20 protein-coding genes are annotated in these 21,363 nt (G+C 39.4%); 2 read left to right on the top strand and 18 right to left on the bottom strand.

Going from position 1 to position 21,363, the window contains the following annotated elements:
• Nucleotides 1-7: 7 nt before the first annotated feature.
• Genes lpxA through HMPREF9200_RS04835 form a run of 11 tightly spaced genes read right to left on the bottom strand, consistent with a single transcriptional unit; the run spans nucleotide 8 to nucleotide 10,013 of the window.
• On the bottom strand, nucleotides 8-820 hold the full coding sequence (gene lpxA, locus HMPREF9200_RS04885) for an acyl-ACP--UDP-N-acetylglucosamine O-acyltransferase (RefSeq protein WP_009353663.1): 813 nt from the start codon (nucleotides 818-820) through the stop codon (nucleotides 8-10).
• A gap of 26 nt (nucleotides 821-846) precedes the next feature.
• Nucleotides 847-1,281, bottom strand: coding sequence for a 3-hydroxyacyl-ACP dehydratase FabZ (gene fabZ, locus HMPREF9200_RS04880; protein ID WP_009353694.1), 435 nt, complete (start codon nucleotides 1,279-1,281; stop codon nucleotides 847-849).
• Nucleotide 1,282: 1 nt separating this feature from the next.
• Nucleotides 1,283-2,113, bottom strand: a complete 831-nt coding sequence (gene lpxC / locus HMPREF9200_RS04875; RefSeq protein WP_009353641.1) for a UDP-3-O-acyl-N-acetylglucosamine deacetylase — start codon at nucleotides 2,111-2,113, stop codon at nucleotides 1,283-1,285.
• 13 nt (nucleotides 2,114-2,126) lie between these two features.
• Nucleotides 2,127-3,026: a lysophospholipid acyltransferase family protein gene (locus HMPREF9200_RS04870; protein WP_038144801.1), complete on the bottom strand. Its 900-nt coding sequence runs from the start codon at nucleotides 3,024-3,026 to the stop codon at nucleotides 2,127-2,129.
• Nucleotides 3,027-3,049: 23 nt separating this feature from the next.
• Nucleotides 3,050-4,081: a UDP-3-O-(3-hydroxymyristoyl)glucosamine N-acyltransferase gene (gene lpxD, locus HMPREF9200_RS04865; RefSeq protein WP_009353697.1), complete on the bottom strand. Its 1,032-nt coding sequence runs from the start codon at nucleotides 4,079-4,081 to the stop codon at nucleotides 3,050-3,052.
• 30 nt (nucleotides 4,082-4,111) lie between these two features.
• Entirely contained in the window at nucleotides 4,112-4,561 is a 450-nt protein-coding gene (locus HMPREF9200_RS04860) for an OmpH family outer membrane protein (RefSeq protein WP_009353717.1), read from the bottom strand.
• Between the two features lie 12 nt (nucleotides 4,562-4,573).
• The gene (locus HMPREF9200_RS04855) at nucleotides 4,574-5,554 is read right to left on the bottom strand and encodes an outer membrane protein OmpH (protein WP_009353685.1); all 981 of its coding nucleotides are present in this window, start codon (nucleotides 5,552-5,554) and stop codon (nucleotides 4,574-4,576) included.
• A gap of 12 nt (nucleotides 5,555-5,566) precedes the next feature.
• Nucleotides 5,567-6,046, bottom strand: coding sequence for an OmpH family outer membrane protein (locus HMPREF9200_RS04850; RefSeq protein WP_009353684.1), 480 nt, complete (start codon nucleotides 6,044-6,046; stop codon nucleotides 5,567-5,569).
• A gap of 20 nt (nucleotides 6,047-6,066) precedes the next feature.
• A complete protein-coding gene (locus HMPREF9200_RS04845; protein WP_141558195.1) occupies nucleotides 6,067-7,335 on the bottom strand; it encodes a hypothetical protein in 1,269 nt (422 codons plus the stop codon).
• A gap of 3 nt (nucleotides 7,336-7,338) precedes the next feature.
• Nucleotides 7,339-9,483: an outer membrane protein assembly factor gene (locus HMPREF9200_RS04840; RefSeq protein ID WP_009353681.1), complete on the bottom strand. Its 2,145-nt coding sequence runs from the start codon at nucleotides 9,481-9,483 to the stop codon at nucleotides 7,339-7,341.
• A 29-nt stretch (nucleotides 9,484-9,512) separates the two neighbouring features.
• The gene (locus tag HMPREF9200_RS04835) at nucleotides 9,513-10,013 is read right to left on the bottom strand and encodes a hypothetical protein (RefSeq protein ID WP_009353650.1); all 501 of its coding nucleotides are present in this window, start codon (nucleotides 10,011-10,013) and stop codon (nucleotides 9,513-9,515) included.
• Between the two features lie 246 nt (nucleotides 10,014-10,259).
• Here HMPREF9200_RS04835 and HMPREF9200_RS04830 point away from each other — a divergent pair, with 246 nt between their 5' ends.
• Both HMPREF9200_RS04830 and HMPREF9200_RS08080 read left to right on the top strand, forming a co-directional pair.
• Nucleotides 10,260-10,772, top strand: a complete 513-nt coding sequence (locus HMPREF9200_RS04830) for a DUF805 domain-containing protein (RefSeq protein ID WP_009353721.1) — start codon at nucleotides 10,260-10,262, stop codon at nucleotides 10,770-10,772.
• A 5-nt stretch (nucleotides 10,773-10,777) separates the two neighbouring features.
• Nucleotides 10,778-11,344: an SHOCT domain-containing protein gene (locus HMPREF9200_RS08080; RefSeq protein ID WP_009353687.1), complete on the top strand. Its 567-nt coding sequence runs from the start codon at nucleotides 10,778-10,780 to the stop codon at nucleotides 11,342-11,344.
• A 177-nt stretch (nucleotides 11,345-11,521) separates the two neighbouring features.
• On the opposite strand, the gene HMPREF9200_RS04820 is transcribed toward HMPREF9200_RS08080, so the two are convergent.
• From HMPREF9200_RS04820 to HMPREF9200_RS04790, 7 genes are all read right to left on the bottom strand, one after another.
• Nucleotides 11,522-12,448: a dihydroorotate dehydrogenase gene (locus HMPREF9200_RS04820; RefSeq protein ID WP_009353691.1), complete on the bottom strand. Its 927-nt coding sequence runs from the start codon at nucleotides 12,446-12,448 to the stop codon at nucleotides 11,522-11,524.
• A complete protein-coding gene (locus HMPREF9200_RS04815) occupies nucleotides 12,448-13,215 on the bottom strand; it encodes a dihydroorotate dehydrogenase electron transfer subunit (protein ID WP_009353720.1) in 768 nt (255 codons plus the stop codon). The genes HMPREF9200_RS04820 and HMPREF9200_RS04815 overlap by 1 nt, the downstream gene beginning before the upstream one ends.
• 6 nt (nucleotides 13,216-13,221) lie before the next feature.
• Nucleotides 13,222-16,422: a carbamoyl-phosphate synthase large subunit gene (carB, locus tag HMPREF9200_RS04810; RefSeq protein ID WP_038144758.1), complete on the bottom strand. Its 3,201-nt coding sequence runs from the start codon at nucleotides 16,420-16,422 to the stop codon at nucleotides 13,222-13,224.
• Complete coding sequence (carA, locus tag HMPREF9200_RS04805; protein WP_009353677.1) at nucleotides 16,422-17,489, bottom strand: glutamine-hydrolyzing carbamoyl-phosphate synthase small subunit; 1,068 nt, start codon at nucleotides 17,487-17,489, stop codon at nucleotides 16,422-16,424. Before carA ends, carB begins: the two co-directional genes overlap by 1 nt.
• A complete protein-coding gene (locus tag HMPREF9200_RS04800) occupies nucleotides 17,486-18,775 on the bottom strand; it encodes a dihydroorotase (RefSeq protein ID WP_009353651.1) in 1,290 nt (429 codons plus the stop codon). Before HMPREF9200_RS04800 ends, carA begins: the two co-directional genes overlap by 4 nt.
• A complete protein-coding gene (locus tag HMPREF9200_RS04795; RefSeq protein WP_009353673.1) occupies nucleotides 18,759-19,709 on the bottom strand; it encodes an aspartate carbamoyltransferase catalytic subunit in 951 nt (316 codons plus the stop codon). Before HMPREF9200_RS04795 ends, HMPREF9200_RS04800 begins: the two co-directional genes overlap by 17 nt.
• Before the next feature lie 327 nt (nucleotides 19,710-20,036).
• On the bottom strand, nucleotides 20,037-21,230 hold the full coding sequence (locus HMPREF9200_RS04790) for an NRAMP family divalent metal transporter (protein ID WP_009353698.1): 1,194 nt from the start codon (nucleotides 21,228-21,230) through the stop codon (nucleotides 20,037-20,039).
• Nucleotides 21,231-21,363: the final 133 nt, after the last annotated feature.

The following is a 21,363-nucleotide window of genomic DNA, read 5'->3' as shown; positions in this document are numbered from 1 at the left end:
TCCATTATTAATCTCTGCGTACGCGCATGATACCACGATCTGCATTGCGTAAGAAACGTAGCATGTGTTCAATCTCAACAGAAGATATTAAATTCAATTCCATTTCTTCAATTGCTTTAGACAGACTATAGCCACTGCGATATAGAATACGAAATGCCTTCTTCAACTCACGACGCACTTCTTCAGATACTCCAGCGCGAGCTAACCCTACAGAGTTCAACCCAATTACATGCGCTGGCTGTCCATCCGCAATGACATAGGGAGGGATGTCTTGTACGACTTTCGCCATACCACCAACCATAGCATTACGACCAATTTTTACAAACTGATGAACCCCTGCAATACCTCCAATAACCACGCGATCTTCTACAATTACGTGACCTGCAAGGCCTGCACAGTTACTCATGATAACATTATTGCCTACGATACAGTTATGCGCCACATGTGTGCACGCTTGGAACAAACAATTGTTACCAACTCGTGTCTCTTCCCCTTCACCAGTAGCACGACTGATAGTTACGAATTCACGAACTACTGTATTATCGCCAATAATACAATAACTTTTTTCACCTTTAAATTTTAAATCTTGTGGTTCCAAACCGATAGCACAACCTGGAAAAAATTCATTATTTTTACCAATCGTTGTCCAGCCACCAATAACTACATTAGCGCCAATTTTAGTACCATCTCCGATTTCAACATGTTCTCCAATGACTGCACCAGGACCAATAATAACATTTTTACCAATTTTTGCATCTGGATGTATGACTGCAGTACTATGAATTTCAGATGTTGCATTTTCCATGCCAACTACGATCATCTGTGTCACTCCTTACATTTTGAAAGTTATTCTGGCTTCACTAAGGCGAACATGTACTCACCACTTGCCACCAATTTATCACCTACATACGCACGACCTTCTACTTTACCCATACGACCTTTGATTTTTACTACATCCGCCTCGATGCGTACTTGATCACCAGGTTTAACTGGATGACGGAAACGTACTTTATCTATACCTGTAAACATTGGTGTTAAGCCACGATTTTCTTCAGGATACAAGAGTGCAATACCACCTACTTGAGCAATTGCTTCTGTAATCAATACACCTGGCATCACAGGGTTACCTGGAAAGTGACCCATGAAATGTGGCTCATTGAAAGTACAATTTTTAAGACCTACCGCACGTTTCATTGGTTCCATTTCAATAATACGATCTACCAATAAGAATGGATAACGGTGTGGTAGAATTTCCATAATTTCTTCAATTGTAAGAATCATGTTATGCCTCCTCTTGCATTTCTTTTAAAATTTCTCTACTTAATCGCGAATTTAAATTATGACTCGATTTCACAGCAATAATATGGCCTTTTAGATGGCCCACTAAGAATAAATCGCCTAATATATCTAAAATTTTATGACGCACTAATTCATCTGGAAAATTAAGTTCCGATAAACAAGTTGTATCATCATAGACAATCACATTCTCTGTAGATCCGCCTTTCGCCAAACCCATAGCTTGCAATTGTTCAATTTCTTTCGTAAAGCCAATCGTTCTAGCTGGTGCAATTTCTGTAGCAAACACATCAGGATTAATTTCATAATCTGCATGTTGTGTACCTAGCATAGGATGGCTATTGATACTTGTGAAAGTCACTCGGAATCCATCATAAGGACGAATCACGATAAATTTATCTTCTTCATAGATGCCATGAGACTGTTTCACAGTGTACACACGACGGTCTGCGTCTTGTTCTACAATACCTGCCTCTTTGATAAGTTGTACAAATGTGGCTGATCCACCATCTGCTATAGGAGGTTCTGGTGAGTTCAACTCGATGATACAGTTATCAATAGCCATGCCGTAGAAAGCTGCTAAAATATGTTCTACTGTAAATACTTTGGCTTCCCCATCTTCTAAAGTAGTTGCACGCATTGTATTCGTAACATTGCGAATATCTGCCTTCACAGAAGGAGTGCCTGGTAAATCTGTACGTACAAAGGTAATCCCTGTATTGGGCTCACTAGGAAGGATACGCATTTGCACAGGTAAACCGCTGTGTAATCCAGCCCCTTCATAGCTTATTGCTTTACTAATTGTTTGTTGTTTCATAAGGGCCTCCTTTCTACAGTTTTTGGTTCATCACATCTGGTGGTACTTCTATGGTATCACCATAAAAGCGACGTGTCCATTTCCATCTATTATGAAGCCAGAACCAATCTTCTGGATATCTTCGAATATAATCTTCCACCCATTCATTGAGCATCGTCAATGTAACCGCAATATCACGTTTCCGCTCTTCTGTTTTTTCAGCGTATACAGGTGGATGTACAGTAATTTCGTATTTCTCAGTATATTCATTAAAACGTATTGTTATAGGAATAATCGGCACATCCTGCATACGAGCCATTGCCGCAGGTCCTACGGGAGTCAATGTTTCATAGCCAAAAAACGGAACCAACTGACCTTTATCTCCTGGATCCTGGTCCATAATAAGACCTATAAAAGAACCTTGTTGCAGTTCTTTTACCATTTCACGAACACCTGTTTTATAAGTGACGTGTTGTTTCATAAGCGCACGATATTCATTGATAAATTTGTCCGCATCACCTTGTTGCTGCATCGCTACTGAAATCAAAGGATATCCTTCAGATGCTAAAATACCTCCTAGTAATTCCCAGTTTCCACTATGGAGAGCAATAATAATAGCACCTTTTCCATCTTCTTTGGCATCTTCTAGATATTCTCTACCTTCCATGGTGAACATCTCTTTGTATTTACCATCTTTAATTTCAGGATAACGAAGCACATCCACAATCATGCGACCAAATCTTGTCACACTGGCTTTGGCAATTCGTTTTGCCTCTACAGGATCATCTGTAATACGACAAAATAATATTTGTCCAATGGCCAATCGTTTTCGATTGCTTGGTGTAAAAATCCATCCTAATTGCCCTAATAGATACCCAATAGCATATTGCATTCGATACGGCAAAGCACATAGGATAGCACTTAACACTTTCATACAGGTATATAACATATCTACACCTATTTATCTTCTAATTTAGCTTGTAATGCAGCTACTTCTTTTTCTAATGCTTTTAACTGTTTTACCATATCTGGTAAACGGCTTTCATAGGCAGCTAATTTTAACCATTCTTTATGTGGTCGCATTGGGAACCCTGCATAAAGTCCATTCGATGGCACATTACCTGTAATGCCTGTTTTTCCTGCAAAAGTAACATTATCACCAATTGTAATATGTCCTGTACAACCAGTTTGTCCAGCAAAGATAACATGGTTACCACATTTTGTACTACCTGCGATACCGACTTGGGCAATTAAGAAACAATCTTCTCCAATTTCTACATTATGGCCTAGGTGAACTAAATTATCTATTTTAGTGCCACGACGAACTAAGGTAGATCCCATAGTAGCATTGTCTATACAAGAACAAGATCCTACTTCCACATCATCTTCTAAGATAACATTACCTACTTGTGGAATATGTGTGTGTTTACCATTTTCCGTGGCAAAGCCAAACCCTTCTCCACCTACAACAGCATTCGCACGTAAGACAACTCGTTTTCCTAAAATACAGTTCTCATGCACAATGGAACTTGCATAAATCGTTGTACCTTCACCAATACGCACATTATGTCCAATATATACATAGGCGTGTAATGTAACATTATCTCCAATAATAGCATTATCATAAACTACACAATAAGGTCCAATTTTTACATTGTTTCCGATTGTTACATTCTTACCAATAATTGCTGTTTCATGAATCCCCTCTGGGAATACCACCGGAGGGTGAAATACTTCTAGCAATTTGGCAAAAGCTGCTTTAGCATTAGACACCACAATTTGAGGAGTTTCACACCCTTCAATTTTAGTATCTACTAACAAAGCTCCTGCTTTACTATCTTTGGCAAACTCTCTATAATCACCGATAGCAAAACTGATAGCATGAGCTGCACCTTGATCTAAACTACGGGCTTCTTCAATATTAATGGAACCATCGCCATATACAGTGCCCTCAACCAATTTGGCTAGGTCTTCTACTGAAAACTTCACTATGAAGCCTCCTTACTTTTTACTCTCTTATTATTTACTAGTTTCTCCGGAGGAAGCACTTTCATTCATTTTTTTAAGCACATCTTCTGTAATATCAATTCCACCACTTACAATGGCTTGATCATTTGCTACTACAGTCAATTCTTTTTCTTTTGCTACAGCTTGGATATTGGATTCCACATAGGCTTTAAACTCTTTACCTTTTGCTTGTCCATAAATTTGCAATTCCTGTTGTGCATTTAATTGTGTTTGTTGGAATTGCTCTTCAGTTTGTGTACCTTGCACTTGAGCTAAACGGTCTGTAACTTCCTTTTGTTTAGCTTCCATTTCTTTATTAATATCCTTAGCTTTTTGGCTTTCTTGCACTAACTTTTCAGTGTTTACCACACCTACTTTTTCACTTGATCCACAACCAGCTACTAATCCTAATGCACATACCATCATGGCACCTGTAGCCATACGTTTCCACATTGATTTCATCACTTTACTCCTTTATTGTCCATACGATTGAATGATTTCTTCTGTTAAATCCATACCCGTACGATCTGTAATATGATCTACCAGCACTAAATCTAACTGCTTAGCTCTAGCCAACACTCCTGCACGAACTCGAATATCTTCTAAAATGGCATCATGTAGGGCTTGTACTTCATCCCGTTTTTGTGCCAATCGTTGTTCCCATTCTGCATCCCACAAAGTGGTGCCCTCACGGTGAACCTTAGCCAACACTTCTTGTTGCGAATCCACCAGACCTTTCATAGATTGATCTCGCTGTGCCCCTAAGGCTTTTGCCTGCTCAGTAGCATAGGCACTTAACTTCTGCTGTGCTTCTGTCTGGGCAGGTACCATCGCCTCAGCCACTTTGGCTTCTAAATCTTTCCATTGTTGAGATCCGCTGATACGATGACTCCGTTGTGCTAACAAATCAGATAATCGTTGTTCCTTCTCAGCTTTTAGAGTGTCCCAACGTTTTCGTTGCTCTTCATCAATCGGTTTTACTTTCATTTCAGTTGTTAACCACAATTGTAAATTTACAATTTCTATATCTGCTTCACTAGGTTCTACTTTGTAATTTTTACGATATCGTTCAATCAATTCACGTTGCTTAGCCGCTAACTCTTGATTTAACTCAGCTTCACGTAAGGCAATTTTTGTTTGTAGCTCCTGATTCAAACTTTCAGTTAAATTTGATTCTAACTGTTTTAGATGTTCTTCAGATTTTCCCACTTCAGTACCCAATTTAGATTTGAGAAGTTCATCCTCTCTGTCCCGTTGAGCCTCCAGTCGTAACAATTCTTTCTTTTGTTCATCATAACTATGAAAGTTTGGATGCTTTTCTACTACCTCTTGCAAACGTACAACCCCAATCCGTGGTCCTTGCAAAGCCACAGGCTGATGATATACATAATAACTACCAATACTAGCAGCACATACAAGTATACCTAATAAAGCGAAGATAGGTCCTTTTCCCATTTGGATGTTACCTTATTTAGTTTCTGCTAGCTTCTTGCTCACTTGGTCTGTAATATCAGTACCACCAAACAATACAGATTCACGGCTCAATACCACGCTAAGGCCTTTGCCATCAGCTACTGTTTTAGAAGCTTCATCTACACGTTTTTTTAGATTTTCTTGAATTGTTTGTTGTTTTTCTTGCATCTTTTGACGAAGTTCATTAGATAATTTAGCCTTACCTTCTTCATCTAAATTAGCAGATTTTTCATTAAATTCTTTTTGTAGTTCTTCATTATAGGCAGCATATTCTTGTTGTGCATCTTGCACTAAGTTTGGATTGCTTTCTACAATTCGCTGCATATCAATAACACCGATATTGCTCACTGCATTGGAACCACCATGTCCCGCCATCTGTGTATAGGCCAAAGCCCCCACACTGATGACAAAAAGAATGCCTACAATGATAGACACTGTTTTTACATTCTTTTTATTATTCAATAAACGCATCATAGTGTATCTACCTTCTTTCCTTATATTCGTCCTATTAGGCGTAACCAACGATCCTGGTCACCCCAGACATATTCTAATCGTAAATATTCATGTACATCATAGGAAAGAGCAAATTCATTAGCTTTCGCAGTTATATCTCTTTCATATCTTGCATTCCAACGTGTACCAATATTTTGGTATACAAAACCATGATGGTGATGATTCGGCAGGCTGTATTGATAACCTACCTTTGTATCTTTACTGAATTGATACCCATACGATGGCGCAAAAGACCATTTCAAACGATTGGGTAAAAACTCTGTTTCTAAATACCAATCATGGGGACCTCGATGAACCCCCGTATACACTCGTAATCCTACAGAATCCACACCACGCCCCATATCCAAATACCCTTCGCCTCGAAGGATATACTTAGAGGAATCCACGTGAATGTCTAATCTTGTGTCCGTACCTACCTGAAGTTCTGGAGTCATGGTCACACCAAATTGCGTAACACCCCGACTTATATTAAGTTCTTCTTGTATCTCCGATTCTATCATCAACTGATGACGTCGCACAAACGACACAGGTAGTCCCTCTAATTGTTGTAACTTTTTTTCATAATATTGACGCATATTATAAAAAAGAGCACTCGGTAAAGTATTAGAGTGAATAGCCACATCTGTACGATGTACGCTATTACCATGAGGTACTAAATATACGGTAGCCTTTGCTAATTCTCCACCTACAATATCAATTTGTGGTGTAAATTCAGGAAGAGTTCCTTCTAATTCACTTCGAATTGATTTTTGTGCTAATGGTGTAATCCAACCTAAGGACTCCAGGGATGCTCCCAAAAGAATTTGCTCTAACCGGGGCTTTACATTTCCTATATCTCTATGTATGAGAGATTGTCCATAAGGAGATATATTCCCATAGTTAAACTTAGTTTCTATAGATTGTACCACATTTCCATAGGGTTCTAATGTAAGGCGCATATACATAGATTCACCAATATCCATAGATATAGATTTTACCGTATATCCATATAGAATGCGATCCACTACATCTATTGTAGCCTTTTCATAGGCCTGTATAGATTCCTTGATATAAGAATCCTCTTTACCTTTGTATATATAGGAAGCTGCACCTTGAATGCTAGCTACCATACGTGTTTTTAAGGCTGCTGGAATCGTTCCTGTTGTACTGTGTAGGTCCACATCCACAGTCTGAACAGGCGCTCCATAGACGGAGGGAATCCCTAATGTAACCATTAGGAAAGCCCCTCCTATCCATTGTTGTATAGTCATCAATTAGAATTGTCCACCAAAGCTAAAGTGGAATTTCTTTTGATCTTTACTAATACCATAGTCGATACGTACTGGACCAATTGGTGTTGTCACACGCACGCCGGCACCTACAGAAACATTAAATGTTTTAGAATGTTTGAACCAAGGTACATTTGGTGCATCCCATGCATCACCTAAATCTGTAAATAATGCACCGCTTACTTTATTCCAAATTGGGAAGCGATATTCTGCCGTAAAGTTGTACATTTTTTTACCACGGTATTGATCATCCTCATAAGCACGAAGAGAATCAGAACCACCGATTGTATATAATTGACTATATGGTAAATCACCCATTGCCCAACCTAATCGTGCACGGAAGGCAAGCACTTGTTTATTACCTACTTTTTTATACGTTCTAGCTTCGCCAGTGAATTTATAGAAGTTAAAGTCACCACCTAAGCCATGACCACCCCATTGTAATGTACTGGATAAACGTTTACCACGTGTTGGTTCGTATACATTATCACGGGAGTCAAATACTTTTTGCCAGCTAATGCTGTTTGTTGTGCCAAAGTTATGTTTAATATATCCTGTGCTAGCAAACTTATAGCCCTCATTATTCCAACGATATCCTGATCCAGGACCGCCATTTACATCTGTATCATACCGGAAACCACTGGAATCTTTATTATCCCAAACATAAGTATCTTTACGATGCTCTAATGTGACATAATCACGAGTAAACTCACCCGTTTGACGTCCTAAAGAAATATTAAAGCCATTAGATTTTCTGTCATAGGTAGCTTTCGATTGTCCTTTTTCGTTGTAATCTGTATATTCGTTTAATTGATTGTAGTAGGTTACCCCTAAAGATGTGCCTTTTCTATCAATCCATGGACGCAAGTAGGAAACAGAGTAGTTTTTATAACCTGCTGTGCCTCCAAACTCCCAGTGAACTTTCACTTTATCACCAGTACCGCGTAAGTTTTCTTCACCCACTTCTACAATACCTACAAAGCCATCAGCATCAGAATAACCTGCACCTAATGTAATCGTACCTGTTTTATGTTCTAGTACGTCCACTTCAATGTTCACCATTTCTTCTGTGGAGCCTTGTGTTAAACGTACATTTACATCATCAAAGAAACCTAAGTTATATACTTTCTCTACAGATCGACGTACTAAGAATTTATTAAATGGTTGTCCCACTTTTTGGTTAAATTCACGAGTAATCACACGATCTTTAGTCTTTTTATTACCATGTGGAGTAATACGTTCTACAATACCTTCTACTACAGATACGTGTAATACACCATTGTCATCTACAGCCATATCTTTTACATGAGCTAAAATATATCCATCACGTTGGTACGCTGCGTTGATACCTTGTACTTTTTCACCAACTGCAATAGTATTTAACACAGTGTTAGGTTGTACACCTAAATAGTTCAATAATACATCTGTTTTGTATACCGTATTACCCTCTACAGACACACCTTTAATCACTGGGTTTAAGGTTACATGATATGCTACTTTTACACCTTCTGGTACTTCTGTAAATACTGGTGTAATTTCTGAAAGAACACCGGAACCACCTAGGTTAGCAATCTCTTTAGAGATTCCTTCTACTGTAACAGCATCACCAATTTTACCTTGTAATAAAGAAAGGAAAGCCGGTTGATTTGCTTGGTCAAGACCTTCAATAGAAATATGAGTGATCGTTTTGCCTACATATTTTTGTAACTCCGCTTCAGTTAGGGATGTGAAATAACGAGCTTGTACTTGAGGAATCGCTGTTTCCACACCTGCCGCCTGTGCTTCTTCTAATTTATCACCACCAGCTTTTGTGATAACTTTAACTTCTTTGTCATTAGTAGCTAAGGAAGAGTTATCAACACGTTTACGTTGTTCTTCAATAGCATCACGTTGTGCAGCCTCAGACAAACCTTCACGAGCTGCTGCAATCGCTGCCTCTGTAGCCGTATCACCAGAGGCTACTGTTTCTTGGCGTGTAGTATTTTGCTTTCCTAAATCCTCCATGGATAATTTAGCAATTGTTTTGCCACTTTCAGTCGTAGTAGCAGTATCAGCAAATACTGGAGTTGTACTGATTGCCGCTAGGACAGCAAAGGTTAAAAATTTCTTATAAGATAGGTTTCCCTTCATATATGTTCCTCCTTAGAATATAAAAGGTGCTAATCTCGCAAAATACGTCCACCAGTTTGCACTGCATGTACCATGTCTTTCGAGCTAATAGTAGGATCTTTTCTAGGTTCTACATTGGGCTGTGTTGTTACAACATGATTGGTTTCTATCACCGTCTCTACGGGCTTAGGTTCAGCCTGTTCTATGGTTGGTGATTCTTTCACTACCACTGTGGAAGACACAGGTGCAGGTTTCACCTCTACCTTTGTTTCTATGACAGGAGTATGTGTTACGTTCCCTGCTTCATGTTGTGATAGCCACCAATGTGTTACCCCTATGACTCCTACTAATGCAATAGTTAACATAGCTCGTTGTGCGTAGGACACAATAGAGGGTCTACCCTCATTCATTTGCTTCATCTCTGCTTGAGCCAAGAATAAATGAAAGTTCCCCTTCACACTTCCCTTTGTAGCATAGGACTTAGCTGCTGCATCTAACCAAGCACGAACCATGCGAATGCGTTTTTCCATAGGTGTTGTTACAGGTTTCATACATTCCTCCTTTCATAACTATATAATCGTAGTTAGAAAGAAAAAAGTGAACCTATTTCTTACTATCTTTACTATTATACCAATGAACCGCTATTTTGCCTATTTTTTCTGCTAACTTTCTTTATACTACTCTATTTTTTTAATATTTTAATGAAGAATCTATTTCAATTTCATTCCATTTGACCACAGTTCGCCATATATCCTAATCTATGCTATACTTATTCATAGCATATAAGGAGGTTCCTTATGGACATACTGATTAATATGGGCCTATCATTTCTAGTAGGTGTAGCAGCCCTCTTTCTTTTACTTGCGCTAGAACCACACAGTCATGGCGTATTAAATTCATCAGGTCGGATGAATCGATTTCAATTTATCATTGGCATACTATTTTTATCTGCTACTATGCATATTTTTAATATGTTTATCCAACAACTATTAGATGTAGTTGTCATATTGCCGGCTTATTTTGGCATCAAAGCATTAGCTTACGCAGGATATATCATATTGCTCCCTCTATACTATACCCTATACATACGACGATTCAATGACATCGGATTACCAGGTCGTCTCCTTGGTATACTATTGGGTATGTATATTATTTGTACAAATTTATATCTACCATTAAAGAATATTTATATTCTGCACACTATTATTGTAGTAATTATACACGGATTCTTATCTTGTTTCCCTGGTTCTACTGGAAACAATCGCTACGGACCTCCTAGTCCTTGGCCAAGCAAACGTAAGAAAGGATAGTGATTATGGGACTCTTCGATTGGTTCACGCAAACTCCAGACCATATCATAAGCTATGCCCCTGGCGGTCATACATTGCAAGTTAAAATTACTTACAACACAAAAACAGGTCTATTTACGTATCGTGGTCGCTATGGTACACGTGCTAAGTTTTATGATACAGATATCGATCATATCGACAACAAAGAGGTGAGTCGTACCCATCGAGTCTTGCTCATTCAAGGTCGAGATACCTGTCTTGCCACATTAGATGTATTGACTAATTTAGTAAATGAAAATTTACAAGCCTGGATTGAATCTCGTGGCACTGTAGCCTACGATTATGATCAACAACAACGTGGCTTATGGGTTAATACAGCTGCTGTGAAAGCTGCCATCGATGCAGGTCCTCCAGTGGAAACTGCTACCATTGAAGTAGAGGATACATCAGAGAATACTACCACATCTGATATAGTATCAGCCCTGGATGATCCCATCCTTCGTATCAAACAACTAAAAGAGCTCCTTGACCTAGGAGCCATAACCAACGAAGAATTTCAACAGAAAAAAGAAGAATTACTCAATAAAATTTAAACACTAAAAGGACTGTTGCCAGTGTCTCTTTCACTGGAACAGTCCTTTTCTGTATTGTATTCAAAGTTCTCTTCTTTAAGGCTTTCCCTGTATCGATATATTTCCTGATAACCACTCTGATTTTAGATGTATTGCTGACACTATAAACCTATTACAGGAGATATACATTTTCTCTTATTAAGGCATAATAATACCACCAACTAAGTTCGATACATGATCGATGTGTTGGCTTTCACAATAAGCACTCATTTCACTAGCGATGATGCCAATAGCTCGTGGATCTACCATCGTTGCCGTCCCCACAGACACGATGTCAGCTCCTACTAGCATAAATTCTAAGGCATCTTCACCAGTCATGATGCCGCCGCCCCCCATAATTGGGATTTCAATAGCTTGTGCCACTTGATGTGTTAAGCGCAATGCCACTGGTTTCACAGCTGGACCAGATAAACCACCATAGATATTCCCCAATAATGGTTTACGAGTCCGTAGATCTACAGACATCCCTAATAGGGTATTAATCATACTGATACCATCTGCACCTGCCGCTTCTACAGCACGAGCAATCTCTACGATATCTGTTACATTGGGTGATAATTTCATAATTACTGGCAAATCTGTATGCCCTTTTACCGCTTTACATACAGCAGCCGCACTCTCCGCCTGCACACCAAATGCCATACCTCCGCATTTTACATTAGGACAACTAATGTTGACCTCTAAGGCTGCTACACCTTCGACGGTCAATGTTTTTGCCATATATTCGTACTCTTCCAGTGTATTACCAGAGATATTGGCAAAAATTGGCACATCATATTGTTTTAAATTTGGCAATATATCTGCTACGAATGCTTCTGCTCCTGGATTTTCTAATCCGATACAGTTCAACACCCCAGATGGTGTTTCAGCGATACGTACACCAGCATTACCAGGTCGAGGAGTAGGTGTTAAACCTTTTACAGAAATCGCCCCTACCTCTGTATCAAGGTCTAAATATCCATCATATTCCAATCCGAACCCAAAAGTGCCCGATGCTGCTACAATAGGATTTTTCATGGAGATACCACAGAACTCCACTGCTAATTTAGGATCTACAGTAGCCATTAGAAAAACACCTCCTCAGCAGGGAATACAGGACCATCTTTACACACTTTATATCGTGTGCCACTTTTACCTTGGCATGCACAGCCTACGCAACCACCGGTACCACAACCCATGCGTTCCTCTAAGGACACTTGGCAAGGCACTCCCATTTGTTGAGCTACAGCGGCTACCCCTTTCATCATTGGTGTAGGACCACATGTCAAGACCGCATGAAACTGCTCTTCTCTCATCAGCGTTTCCATCACAGACGTAGGATATCCTTTAGTACCCAGTGAGCCATCATCTGTGGTGATGTGTACAGTCACAGGACTATCTTTAAATAAATCAGCCCAAAATGATTCACTTGCATTACGGAATCCTAATATCACATGAGCCTCTTGACCTGGTTGTAACCGATCAGCGATACATAGCATAGGCGCAATTCCAACACCACCACCCACTAATAACATGCGGTCTGCAGTGGTAAAAGCTTGACCTAATGGTCCCAAGCAATCTAAGGTATCCCCTTCTCGTAGCTGAGTCATAATCTCTGTACCTTTACCTACCACACGATATAATAAGTCGATGGTACCTGCTTCGGCATCAAAGCCGGCATAACTGATAGGTCTGCGCAACAAGGGAGCTGTGCCCCCTGTGACGCGAACATTGCAAAACTGTCCTAGTTGTGCCTCTTTTGCTTGTTTGGGTGCATATATGGACATTCTCCATACATCACTGCCTATTTGGGTGTTATGAATCACTCGACCCATTTCTACATATCCACTCATTTATGATTACTCCATTTCATAATCTTGCACTGCATCCACTGTAATAGCATCACCTGCGGTAGCTCGACTAGCTACAACATGTAATACTTCACGAGCTGTATCCAAAGATGTTAAGCATGGTACGCCCATTTCTACAGCTAAACGACGCAATTGGAATCCCTCTCGTTCTGGTTGTTTACCATAGGTTAGGGTATTTAGCACCAAATCTACTTTACCTTCACGAATAGCATCTGCACAGTTTGGACTACCTTCAGATAGCTTATTCACTATAGTGCAATCTACACCGTGTTCTGTGAAATAACGACCAGTACCACCTGTAGCTTGAATGTGGTACCCCAATTCGATAAAACCTTTTGCCAAACGGGCTGCTTCTTCTTTATCACGATCGGCTACGGTCATCAAAATATTGCCTTTATCTGGAATGCGCATATTGGCTCCGTGAATCGCTTTGAACAAGGCATCTGCATAAGTACGGCCAATTCCCATTACTTCTCCAGTAGATTTCATTTCTGGTCCTAGTGCAATTTCTACCAACCCCATTTTTGAGAAGGAGAATACTGGTGCTTTTACAGCCACATGTGGACGGGCTGGCACTAATCCAGTTGGTAATCCCAAGCTTTCCAAGGTTTCTCCTAAAGCAATTCGTGTTGCATACTCCACCATGTTGATACCGGTTACTTTACTAATGAAAGGCACTGTACGGCTAGAACGAGGGTTTACTTCGATAACATGTAACTCATCATTGACCACAATATATTGGATATTGAGTACCCCTTTTACCTGCAACCCTTGAGCAATGCGACGAGTATAGTCTACAATTTGATTCGTCAACTCTTCCGACAAATGTTGTGCTGGATATACCGCAATAGAATCACCAGAGTGTACCCCTGCTCGTTCCACTTGTTCCATAATACCCGGAATGCATACATCGATACCATCAGAAATCGCATCTACTTCTACTTCCATGCCTACCATGTAGCGGTCGATTAACACTGGGTGATCTTTCGATGCTACTACAGCTTCTTTCATATAACGATCTAATTCTTGGTCATTATATACAATTTCCATAGCACGACCACCTAGTACATAAGACGGACGGACAATCAATGGATATTGTAAGCGTTTTGCTGCTTCTAAGGCTTCTTCATCGCTAGTCACCAACGCCCCTACTGGACGAGGAATTTCCAATTTTGCCAACAATTCATCGAAACGTTCACGGTCTTCTGCCATATCGATGCTGTCTACAGATGTACCTAGAATATTTACACCTCTTGCAGCCAACGGTCCTGCTAAGTTAATGGCTGTTTGTCCACCGAACTGAGCGATAACCCCTACTGGATTCTCCTTGCGGATAATTTCCATCACATCATCTACTGTCAACGGTTCAAAGTACAAGCTATCAGATGTATCAAAATCTGTACTTACTGTCTCTGGGTTGTTGTTAATAATGATAGATTTCATACCAGCTTTACGTAATGCCCATGAGGAATGAACAGAGCAATAATCGAACTCTACCCCTTGTCCGATACGAATTGGACCGGAACCAAGAACGATAACGCTGTTTTCACCACGTGGTACTACTTCATCTTCTATGGCATAGGCACTGTAATAATATGGTGTGTGCGCTTCAAATTCTGCGGCACAGGTATCTACGTATTTATAGATTGGATGAATATTCCATTCATTGCGTTTTGCCAACACTTCTTCAGCACTACAATTTGCATATCTAGCAATCACTTGATCAGGAATGGAATAACGTTTCGCAGTTTTTAGATTTTCTTTTGTTACACCATTAGTAGCCAAATCTTTTTCTACTAATATAATATTTTTAATTTTATTGATGAAGAAAGAATTAATTTTTGTAATGTAGCAGATTTTCTCTACACTAATACCCACACGAAGAGCTTGAGCGATAACATAGAGACGTTCATCATCCACTAATTGCAATCGTTCAATCAGTTGCTCAGGCGTTTCATGAGCAATCTTTTTCAGTTCAATATGATCTAATCCAATTTCTAGAGAACGAATGGCTTTTAATAGAGAACCTTCTAAGGTTCTGTCGATAGCCATAACTTCGCCAGTGGCTTTCATTTGTGTTCCCAACGTACGGTCTGCCAAATTAAATTTTTCAAATGGCCAACGAGGAAATTTTGTTACCACATAGTCCAAGGATGGTTCAAAGCACGCTTTAGTTTCTCCTGTAACGGCATTTGTAATTTCATCTAAGGTCATGCCGATAGCAACCTTAGCTGCTACCTTAGCAATGGGATATCCCGTTGCCTTAGAAGCTAATGCAGAAGAACGAGACACGCGAGGATTTACTTCGATAACATAGTATTGATTACTATATGGGTCCAAGGCATATTGCACATTACAGCCACCTTCGATTTCAAGGTAGCGAATGATATCAACCGAAGCCGTACGCAACATTTGGTATTGTGTATCATTCAACGTTTGCGATGGTGCCACTACTACAGAATCGCCTGTATGCACCCCTACTGGGTCGATGTTCTCCATATTACATACAATGATACAGTTATCTGCGCAGTCACGCATTACTTCGTATTCTACTTCTTTCCAACCAGCTACGGATCTTTCTACAAGAATCTGATGGATTGGACTAAGCTTAATCCCACGAAGGGCAATCATGTACATTTCTTCTTCGTTATGAGCAATACCGCCACCTGTACCACCTAATGTATAGGCAGGACGGATGATGATAGGGTATCCAATACGATTGGCAAAATCCACTGCCTCTGTCACATCACTGAAAATATCAGATTCTGGCACAGGTTGATTGATACGCTTCATCGCTTCTTTAAACAGTTCACGGTCTTCCGCTTGTTTGATAGCCTCTAAAGTAGTACCTAATAATTTTACATTATACTCCTTAAGGACTCCTGCCTCTGACAGTTCCACCGCCATATTGAGGCCAACTTGTCCACCTAATGTAGCCAACACACCATATGGGCGTTCTTTACGGATAATCTCTGTAACAAACTCCAAAGAAATCGGTTCAATATAAACGCGGTCCGCAATATCACGGTCTGTCATGATAGTAGCCGGATTAGAGTTCACTAATACAACTTCATAACCTTCTTCACGAAGAGATTGACAAGCCTGTGTGCCTGCATAATCAAACTCAGCTGCCTGCCCGATAATAATTGGACCAGAACCAATTACAAGAACTTTTTTCTTTTCCATCATTAACCTCTTCTCATCAATGTTTTAAAACGTTCAAACAAATATACATTATCAGTTGGCCCCGGAGATGCTTCTGGGTGATATTGTACCGACATAATCGGCAATTCACTATGCACTAATCCTTCTACAGTACCATCATTCACACTGCGATGGGATACGCGCAATCCAGAACCCTCTAGGCTTGCTTCATCAACTGCATAACCATGATTTTGAGAGGTAATATGAACACGATTCGTATCTAAATCTTTTACTGGATGGTTAGATCCACGATGACCAAAACGCAACTTATACGTTTCACCACCAAATGCACGAGCAATCAGTTGATGTCCCATGCAAATACCAAAAATAGGTTTTTGGCCTACTAATTTTTTTATTTCTTCAACAATTTCAGGTACGTCTTTCGGGTCTCCCGGTCCATTGGACAAGAAGATTCCATCAGGATTGCAAGCCATCACTGTTTCAGCTTTTGTATGAGCTGGGAAAATTGTCAATCGACACCCTTCGTTTTCCAAAGATTGAAGAATATTTTCTTTCACACCGAAATCGTACACAGCTACATGAAACTCAGCTGTATCTTGACCACGGCGACCTTCCCATTTTGTGGTAACACGCATAATGTGATCTGTCGCTAGTGGTTGCGCTAATAAAGCATCGATTTTCTCTTGTGGTGTATCTGTTGGGCAAATAACCCCTTTCATCACGCCATGGCTGCGGATAGCACGTGTAATTGCACGTGTATCCACATTATATAAACATGGAATACCATGGCTTCTCATATATTCCTCAAATGTCCCCTCATTTTGCCAATTACTAGGGAACGTACACAATTCTCCTACAATCATTGCCTTGCAATAGGGCTTAGAAGATTGATCTACCTCACGTGTGACACCATAATTGCCTACTAATGGGTAAGTTAAAGTAATAATTTGATCTGCATATGACGGATCTGTTAAAATTTCTTGATATCCCGTCATTCCTGTATTAAACACTACTTCGCCAACGATTGGCATGCCCCCCAGCAATGTGCCCTCAAAGATAGTTCCATTTTCTAATACCAGTTTACCTGTCACCCGATTACAACCCCGTCTTTCATTACAACTTGTCCATCTACTACTGTTAATTTTGCTTTACCAGTGACTGTCATACCATCAAATGGGCATGATTTACCACGAGTGTAGAATTTATTTCTATCTACAGTCCAAGTTTCATCTAAAGAAAGGACTGAGATATCTGCAGGTTTACCTACTTCAAGTACGCCTCCGTCTACTCCGATTAATTGAGCTGGTTTAGTACTCATTAAATTGATGATTTCATCAATTGTGAGGATACCTGTTTTTAATACATGTGTAATTACTGCCGCAAAGGATGTTTCCAATCCTGTGAAACCATTCGCTGCACAGCAGAATTCCACATCTTTTTCTTCGTACGCATGTGGTGCATGGTCCGTAATTATTGCATCAATTGTGCCATCTTGTAATGCTTCTAACAACGCTTGGCGATGATCTTCAGAACGAATTGGCGGAGCCATTTTAAAGTCTGGATTATAATCTCGTAAATATTCATCTGTGAATACTAAATGTTGGCTTGTTACTTCACAAGTTACTTTGATTCCTTTTGCTTTCGCACGGCGTACTTGATCGACAGCTTCTTTTGTACTCACATGTGCAATATGGATATGTCCACCAGTCATTTCTGCTAGCATAATATCACGAGCTACCGCTAAATCTTCTGCCACAGCTGGGCGACCTTTTACACCCATTTCATAGGAAACGATACCTTCATGCATGTGACCTTCACAAGTTAAGCTACATTCTTCTGCATGGTCTACAACCATTTTTCCAAACATGGATGAATATTCTAAAGCACGACGCATGAAAGCAGCACTTTCTACATAATGTCCGTCATCGGAGAAACCTACTACACCAGCTTCTGCCATATCACCCATTTCTGCAAGTTCTTTTCCTTGCAACCCTTTAGACACAGCGCCCATAAAATCTACTTTTACTACCCCTGTCAATTCAGCTTGTTTACGCAATCCACGTACTAGTGGAGCATTATCCACAACAGGGTTTGTATTTGCCATAGTTACAACACGTGTAAATCCACCTGCTGCTGCCGCTTGCGTACCACTGTGAAAGTCTTCTTTTGCTTCTTGACCTGGTTCACGCAAATGCGTGTGAATGTCAATTAATCCAGGAGCTACGATAAGACCTGTTGCATCGTATACCTCTGCTTGATTCGCTTGTAAATTTTGTCCAATTGCTGCAATTACACCATTTTCTACAAGAATATCTGCTACTTCATGTTGTCCTTTTGCCGGGTTAACTACCGTACCATTTTTAATCAGCAAGCTCACTACCGTCACCTCCGATAATTGTTAAGTATAAAATCGCCATACGGATGGCTACACCATTACGCACCTGTTCTTGGATTACTGATGCATCACCATACGCCACATCTGGCGCAATTTCGAGACCTCTATTCATTGGGCCTGGATGCAATACTAATACATCATCTTTTGCATTTTCTAACACAGATTTATTAATACCAAAGATACGTGCATATTCACGATTACTTGGGTATAACGCGGAGTGAATCCGTTCTAATTGGATACGCAATACGTTTACCACATCTGCATCTTTCACAGCTTCACGTACATCATGATGAACTGTAACACCCAATTTTTCTAGTTCTGGGTATACTAAAGTACGTGGACCAGCTAGATGCACGTCAGCACCCATTGTTTTTAATCCATAAATATTGGAGCGCGCTACACGGCTGTGCATGATATCGCCTATGATAACTACTTTTAAACCTTCTAATGTAGGTTTATGTTCTAAGATAGAGTACATATCTAATAAGGCTTGTGTTGGATGTTCATGAGCTCCATCTCCAGCATTGATAATAATTGGATCCACACATTTTGTGGCATATAAAGGAGCTCCTTCTTCACTAGAGCGCATTACGATGGCGTCTGTTCCCATATAAGACATCGTTAATAATGTGTCACGGAAACTTTCCCCTTTTGCCATAGAGCTACCGCTCTTGGAAATGTTGATGACATCAGCCCCTAAATATTTACCTGCTAACTCAAAAGAACTTCTTGTACGTGTACTATTCTCCATAAACAAGTTAATAATAGATTTGCCTTTTAATAATGGATGTTTCTTATTGTCCGATAAAACAATTTTTTTCATTTTTTTAGCTACACGTAAAATGAGTTCAATTTCTTCTTTTGACCGACCTTGCAGTCCTAATAGGTGCTTACCTTTTAAGCTGATTTCTCCCATCATAGCCTCCTTTGTAGTACTTCTATTACACGCAAAAAGACCCCTTGCCGTAAGGCAAGAGGTCGCATAGTTATAGTGATTCTATTATAGAGCACACCTATAGATATAGGTAAAGTACTCCTACTACGTTCCCTTACTAGCCTCACAGGACTAATTTAAAAGGTTCAAATTACGCTCTTCGGTCTCTCGTACCGATTCATTAAGCTTATAAGTATTATAAAGCAAGGACGCTTATACGTCAAGATATTTCTGTTACTTTTACTATGCTAACAGGAACATACAAAATGATTAATTAATTTACAAAATAGTATTTTTAATCTCAAAAAGTCAAAATAATTTAAAAATACTATGCACAGATATTACTGCAATATAGGCTGTAATTAAAACAACAACCCAACCTAGATAATATAAGACTTTCGGATGTAAATAGTCTCCGACTATATCCTTTCTACGAGTAGCAATCAACATAACAGATAATGTGATTGGTAAGATAAATCCATTCACTGTACCTGCTACAATCATTAATGATACTGGCTTTCCTATAAAAATTAAAATAAACGTTGAGATCGCAATAAAGAGCATAATAACACTTTTTTCATATTTATTTATTATAGGAAATAGGGTTTTACAAAAAGAAATAGAAGTATATGCGGCGCCTAAAATAGAAGTCAAAGATGCGCACAAAAATATAATTCCAAAAATCATATACCCAAATGAACCTGCAGCTATTAAAAATGTGCTTCCTATTGGATCCTTAGGATCCAATATCGCGCCTGATGTCACCACTCCTAAAACAGCTAAAAACAATAAAACTCTAACAAAAGCATCTATTAGTATTCCCCAGAAGGCAGATTGGCGTACATGATGTAAATTTTCTTTTCCTGTAATATTAGCATCTATAAGTCTATGTCCGCCGGAAAAAGTAATATATCCACCAACCGTTCCACCAATCAATGTCAAGGTAGCTAACCAAGGAATATAGTCTGGCATAATCGTATGTGTAATAGCCAATTTTACCGGTGGATGCGTAGAGTACGCAATAAATCCAATCAGAGCTATCATTACCATACCCATTATTTTAGAAGTTCCATCAAGAATATTCTCGGCTTTAGGCAATATAAAGAGGAGCATGGTAATAATTCCACTTATAGCTGCACCTATATTAATGTCAATTCCAGCTACAATATGGAGTGCCATCGATGCTCCGCCAATATTTCCTATATTAAAAATTAATCCACCTAAGGCTACTAAGAATGCAACTACATAGCCAAGTCCTGGTAATATTTGATTAGCAATGTCTTGTCCTCGCTTATCTGATACACTAATAATTGTCCACACATTAAGCTGAGCAATAATAGAAAAAATAATCGATAATACAATTGCAAAGCCAAATTCCGCTTTAAGTTCAGCTGTGAATGCTGCTGTCTGCAACATAAATCCTGGTCCGATAGATGAAGTTGCCATAAGAAATGCTGCACCTAGTAAAATTGATGTTCTCTTATTCTGTTTAATTAACTTCATATATCCACCTTATGCTCAAGCTCCGAATTATCATACTTGCATATACATCTATTGCCATAATAATCATTAAATGTAATTATTTAAAAAATAAATGTGGGATTATGCTCATATGCATAAATCCTCACATTCATTT

This window comes from Veillonella sp. oral taxon 780 str. F0422, from assembly GCF_000221605.1.
GTDB lineage: Bacteria > Bacillota > Negativicutes > Veillonellales > Veillonellaceae > F0422.
The sequence above is the reverse complement of the archived record's forward strand: the minus strand, read 5'-3'. Positions and strand labels throughout refer to the sequence as shown.

Coding starts and splice junctions, on each gene's coding strand:
- fabZ (WP_009353694.1), bottom strand. CDS start 1,281: ATGATTCTTACAATTGAAGAAATTATGGAAATTCTACCACACCGTTAT.
- HMPREF9200_RS04795 (WP_009353673.1), bottom strand. CDS start 19,709: ATGGGAGAAATCAGCTTAAAAGGTAAGCACCTATTAGGACTGCAAGGT.
- HMPREF9200_RS04870 (WP_038144801.1), bottom strand. CDS start 3,026: ATGAAAGTGTTAAGTGCTATCCTATGTGCTTTGCCGTATCGAATGCAA.
- HMPREF9200_RS04835 (WP_009353650.1), bottom strand. CDS start 10,013: ATGAAACCTGTAACAACACCTATGGAAAAACGCATTCGCATGGTTCGT.
- HMPREF9200_RS04845 (WP_141558195.1), bottom strand. CDS start 7,335: ATGACTATACAACAATGGATAGGAGGGGCTTTCCTAATGGTTACATTA.
- HMPREF9200_RS04830 (WP_009353721.1), top strand. CDS start 10,260: ATGGACATACTGATTAATATGGGCCTATCATTTCTAGTAGGTGTAGCA.
- lpxA (WP_009353663.1), bottom strand. CDS start 820: ATGATCGTAGTTGGCATGGAAAATGCAACATCTGAAATTCATAGTACT.
- HMPREF9200_RS04850 (WP_009353684.1), bottom strand. CDS start 6,046: ATGATGCGTTTATTGAATAATAAAAAGAATGTAAAAACAGTGTCTATC.
- HMPREF9200_RS04855 (WP_009353685.1), bottom strand. CDS start 5,554: ATGGGAAAAGGACCTATCTTCGCTTTATTAGGTATACTTGTATGTGCT.
- carB (WP_038144758.1), bottom strand. CDS start 16,422: ATGATGGAAAAGAAAAAAGTTCTTGTAATTGGTTCTGGTCCAATTATT.
- HMPREF9200_RS04860 (WP_009353717.1), bottom strand. CDS start 4,561: ATGAAATCAATGTGGAAACGTATGGCTACAGGTGCCATGATGGTATGT.
- HMPREF9200_RS08080 (WP_009353687.1), top strand. CDS start 10,778: ATGGGACTCTTCGATTGGTTCACGCAAACTCCAGACCATATCATAAGC.
- HMPREF9200_RS04815 (WP_009353720.1), bottom strand. CDS start 13,215: ATGAGTGGATATGTAGAAATGGGTCGAGTGATTCATAACACCCAAATA.
- lpxC (WP_009353641.1), bottom strand. CDS start 2,113: ATGAAACAACAAACAATTAGTAAAGCAATAAGCTATGAAGGGGCTGGA.
- HMPREF9200_RS04790 (WP_009353698.1), bottom strand. CDS start 21,230: ATGAAGTTAATTAAACAGAATAAGAGAACATCAATTTTACTAGGTGCA.
- HMPREF9200_RS04840 (WP_009353681.1), bottom strand. CDS start 9,483: ATGAAGGGAAACCTATCTTATAAGAAATTTTTAACCTTTGCTGTCCTA.
- HMPREF9200_RS04820 (WP_009353691.1), bottom strand. CDS start 12,448: ATGGCTACTGTAGATCCTAAATTAGCAGTGGAGTTCTGTGGTATCTCC.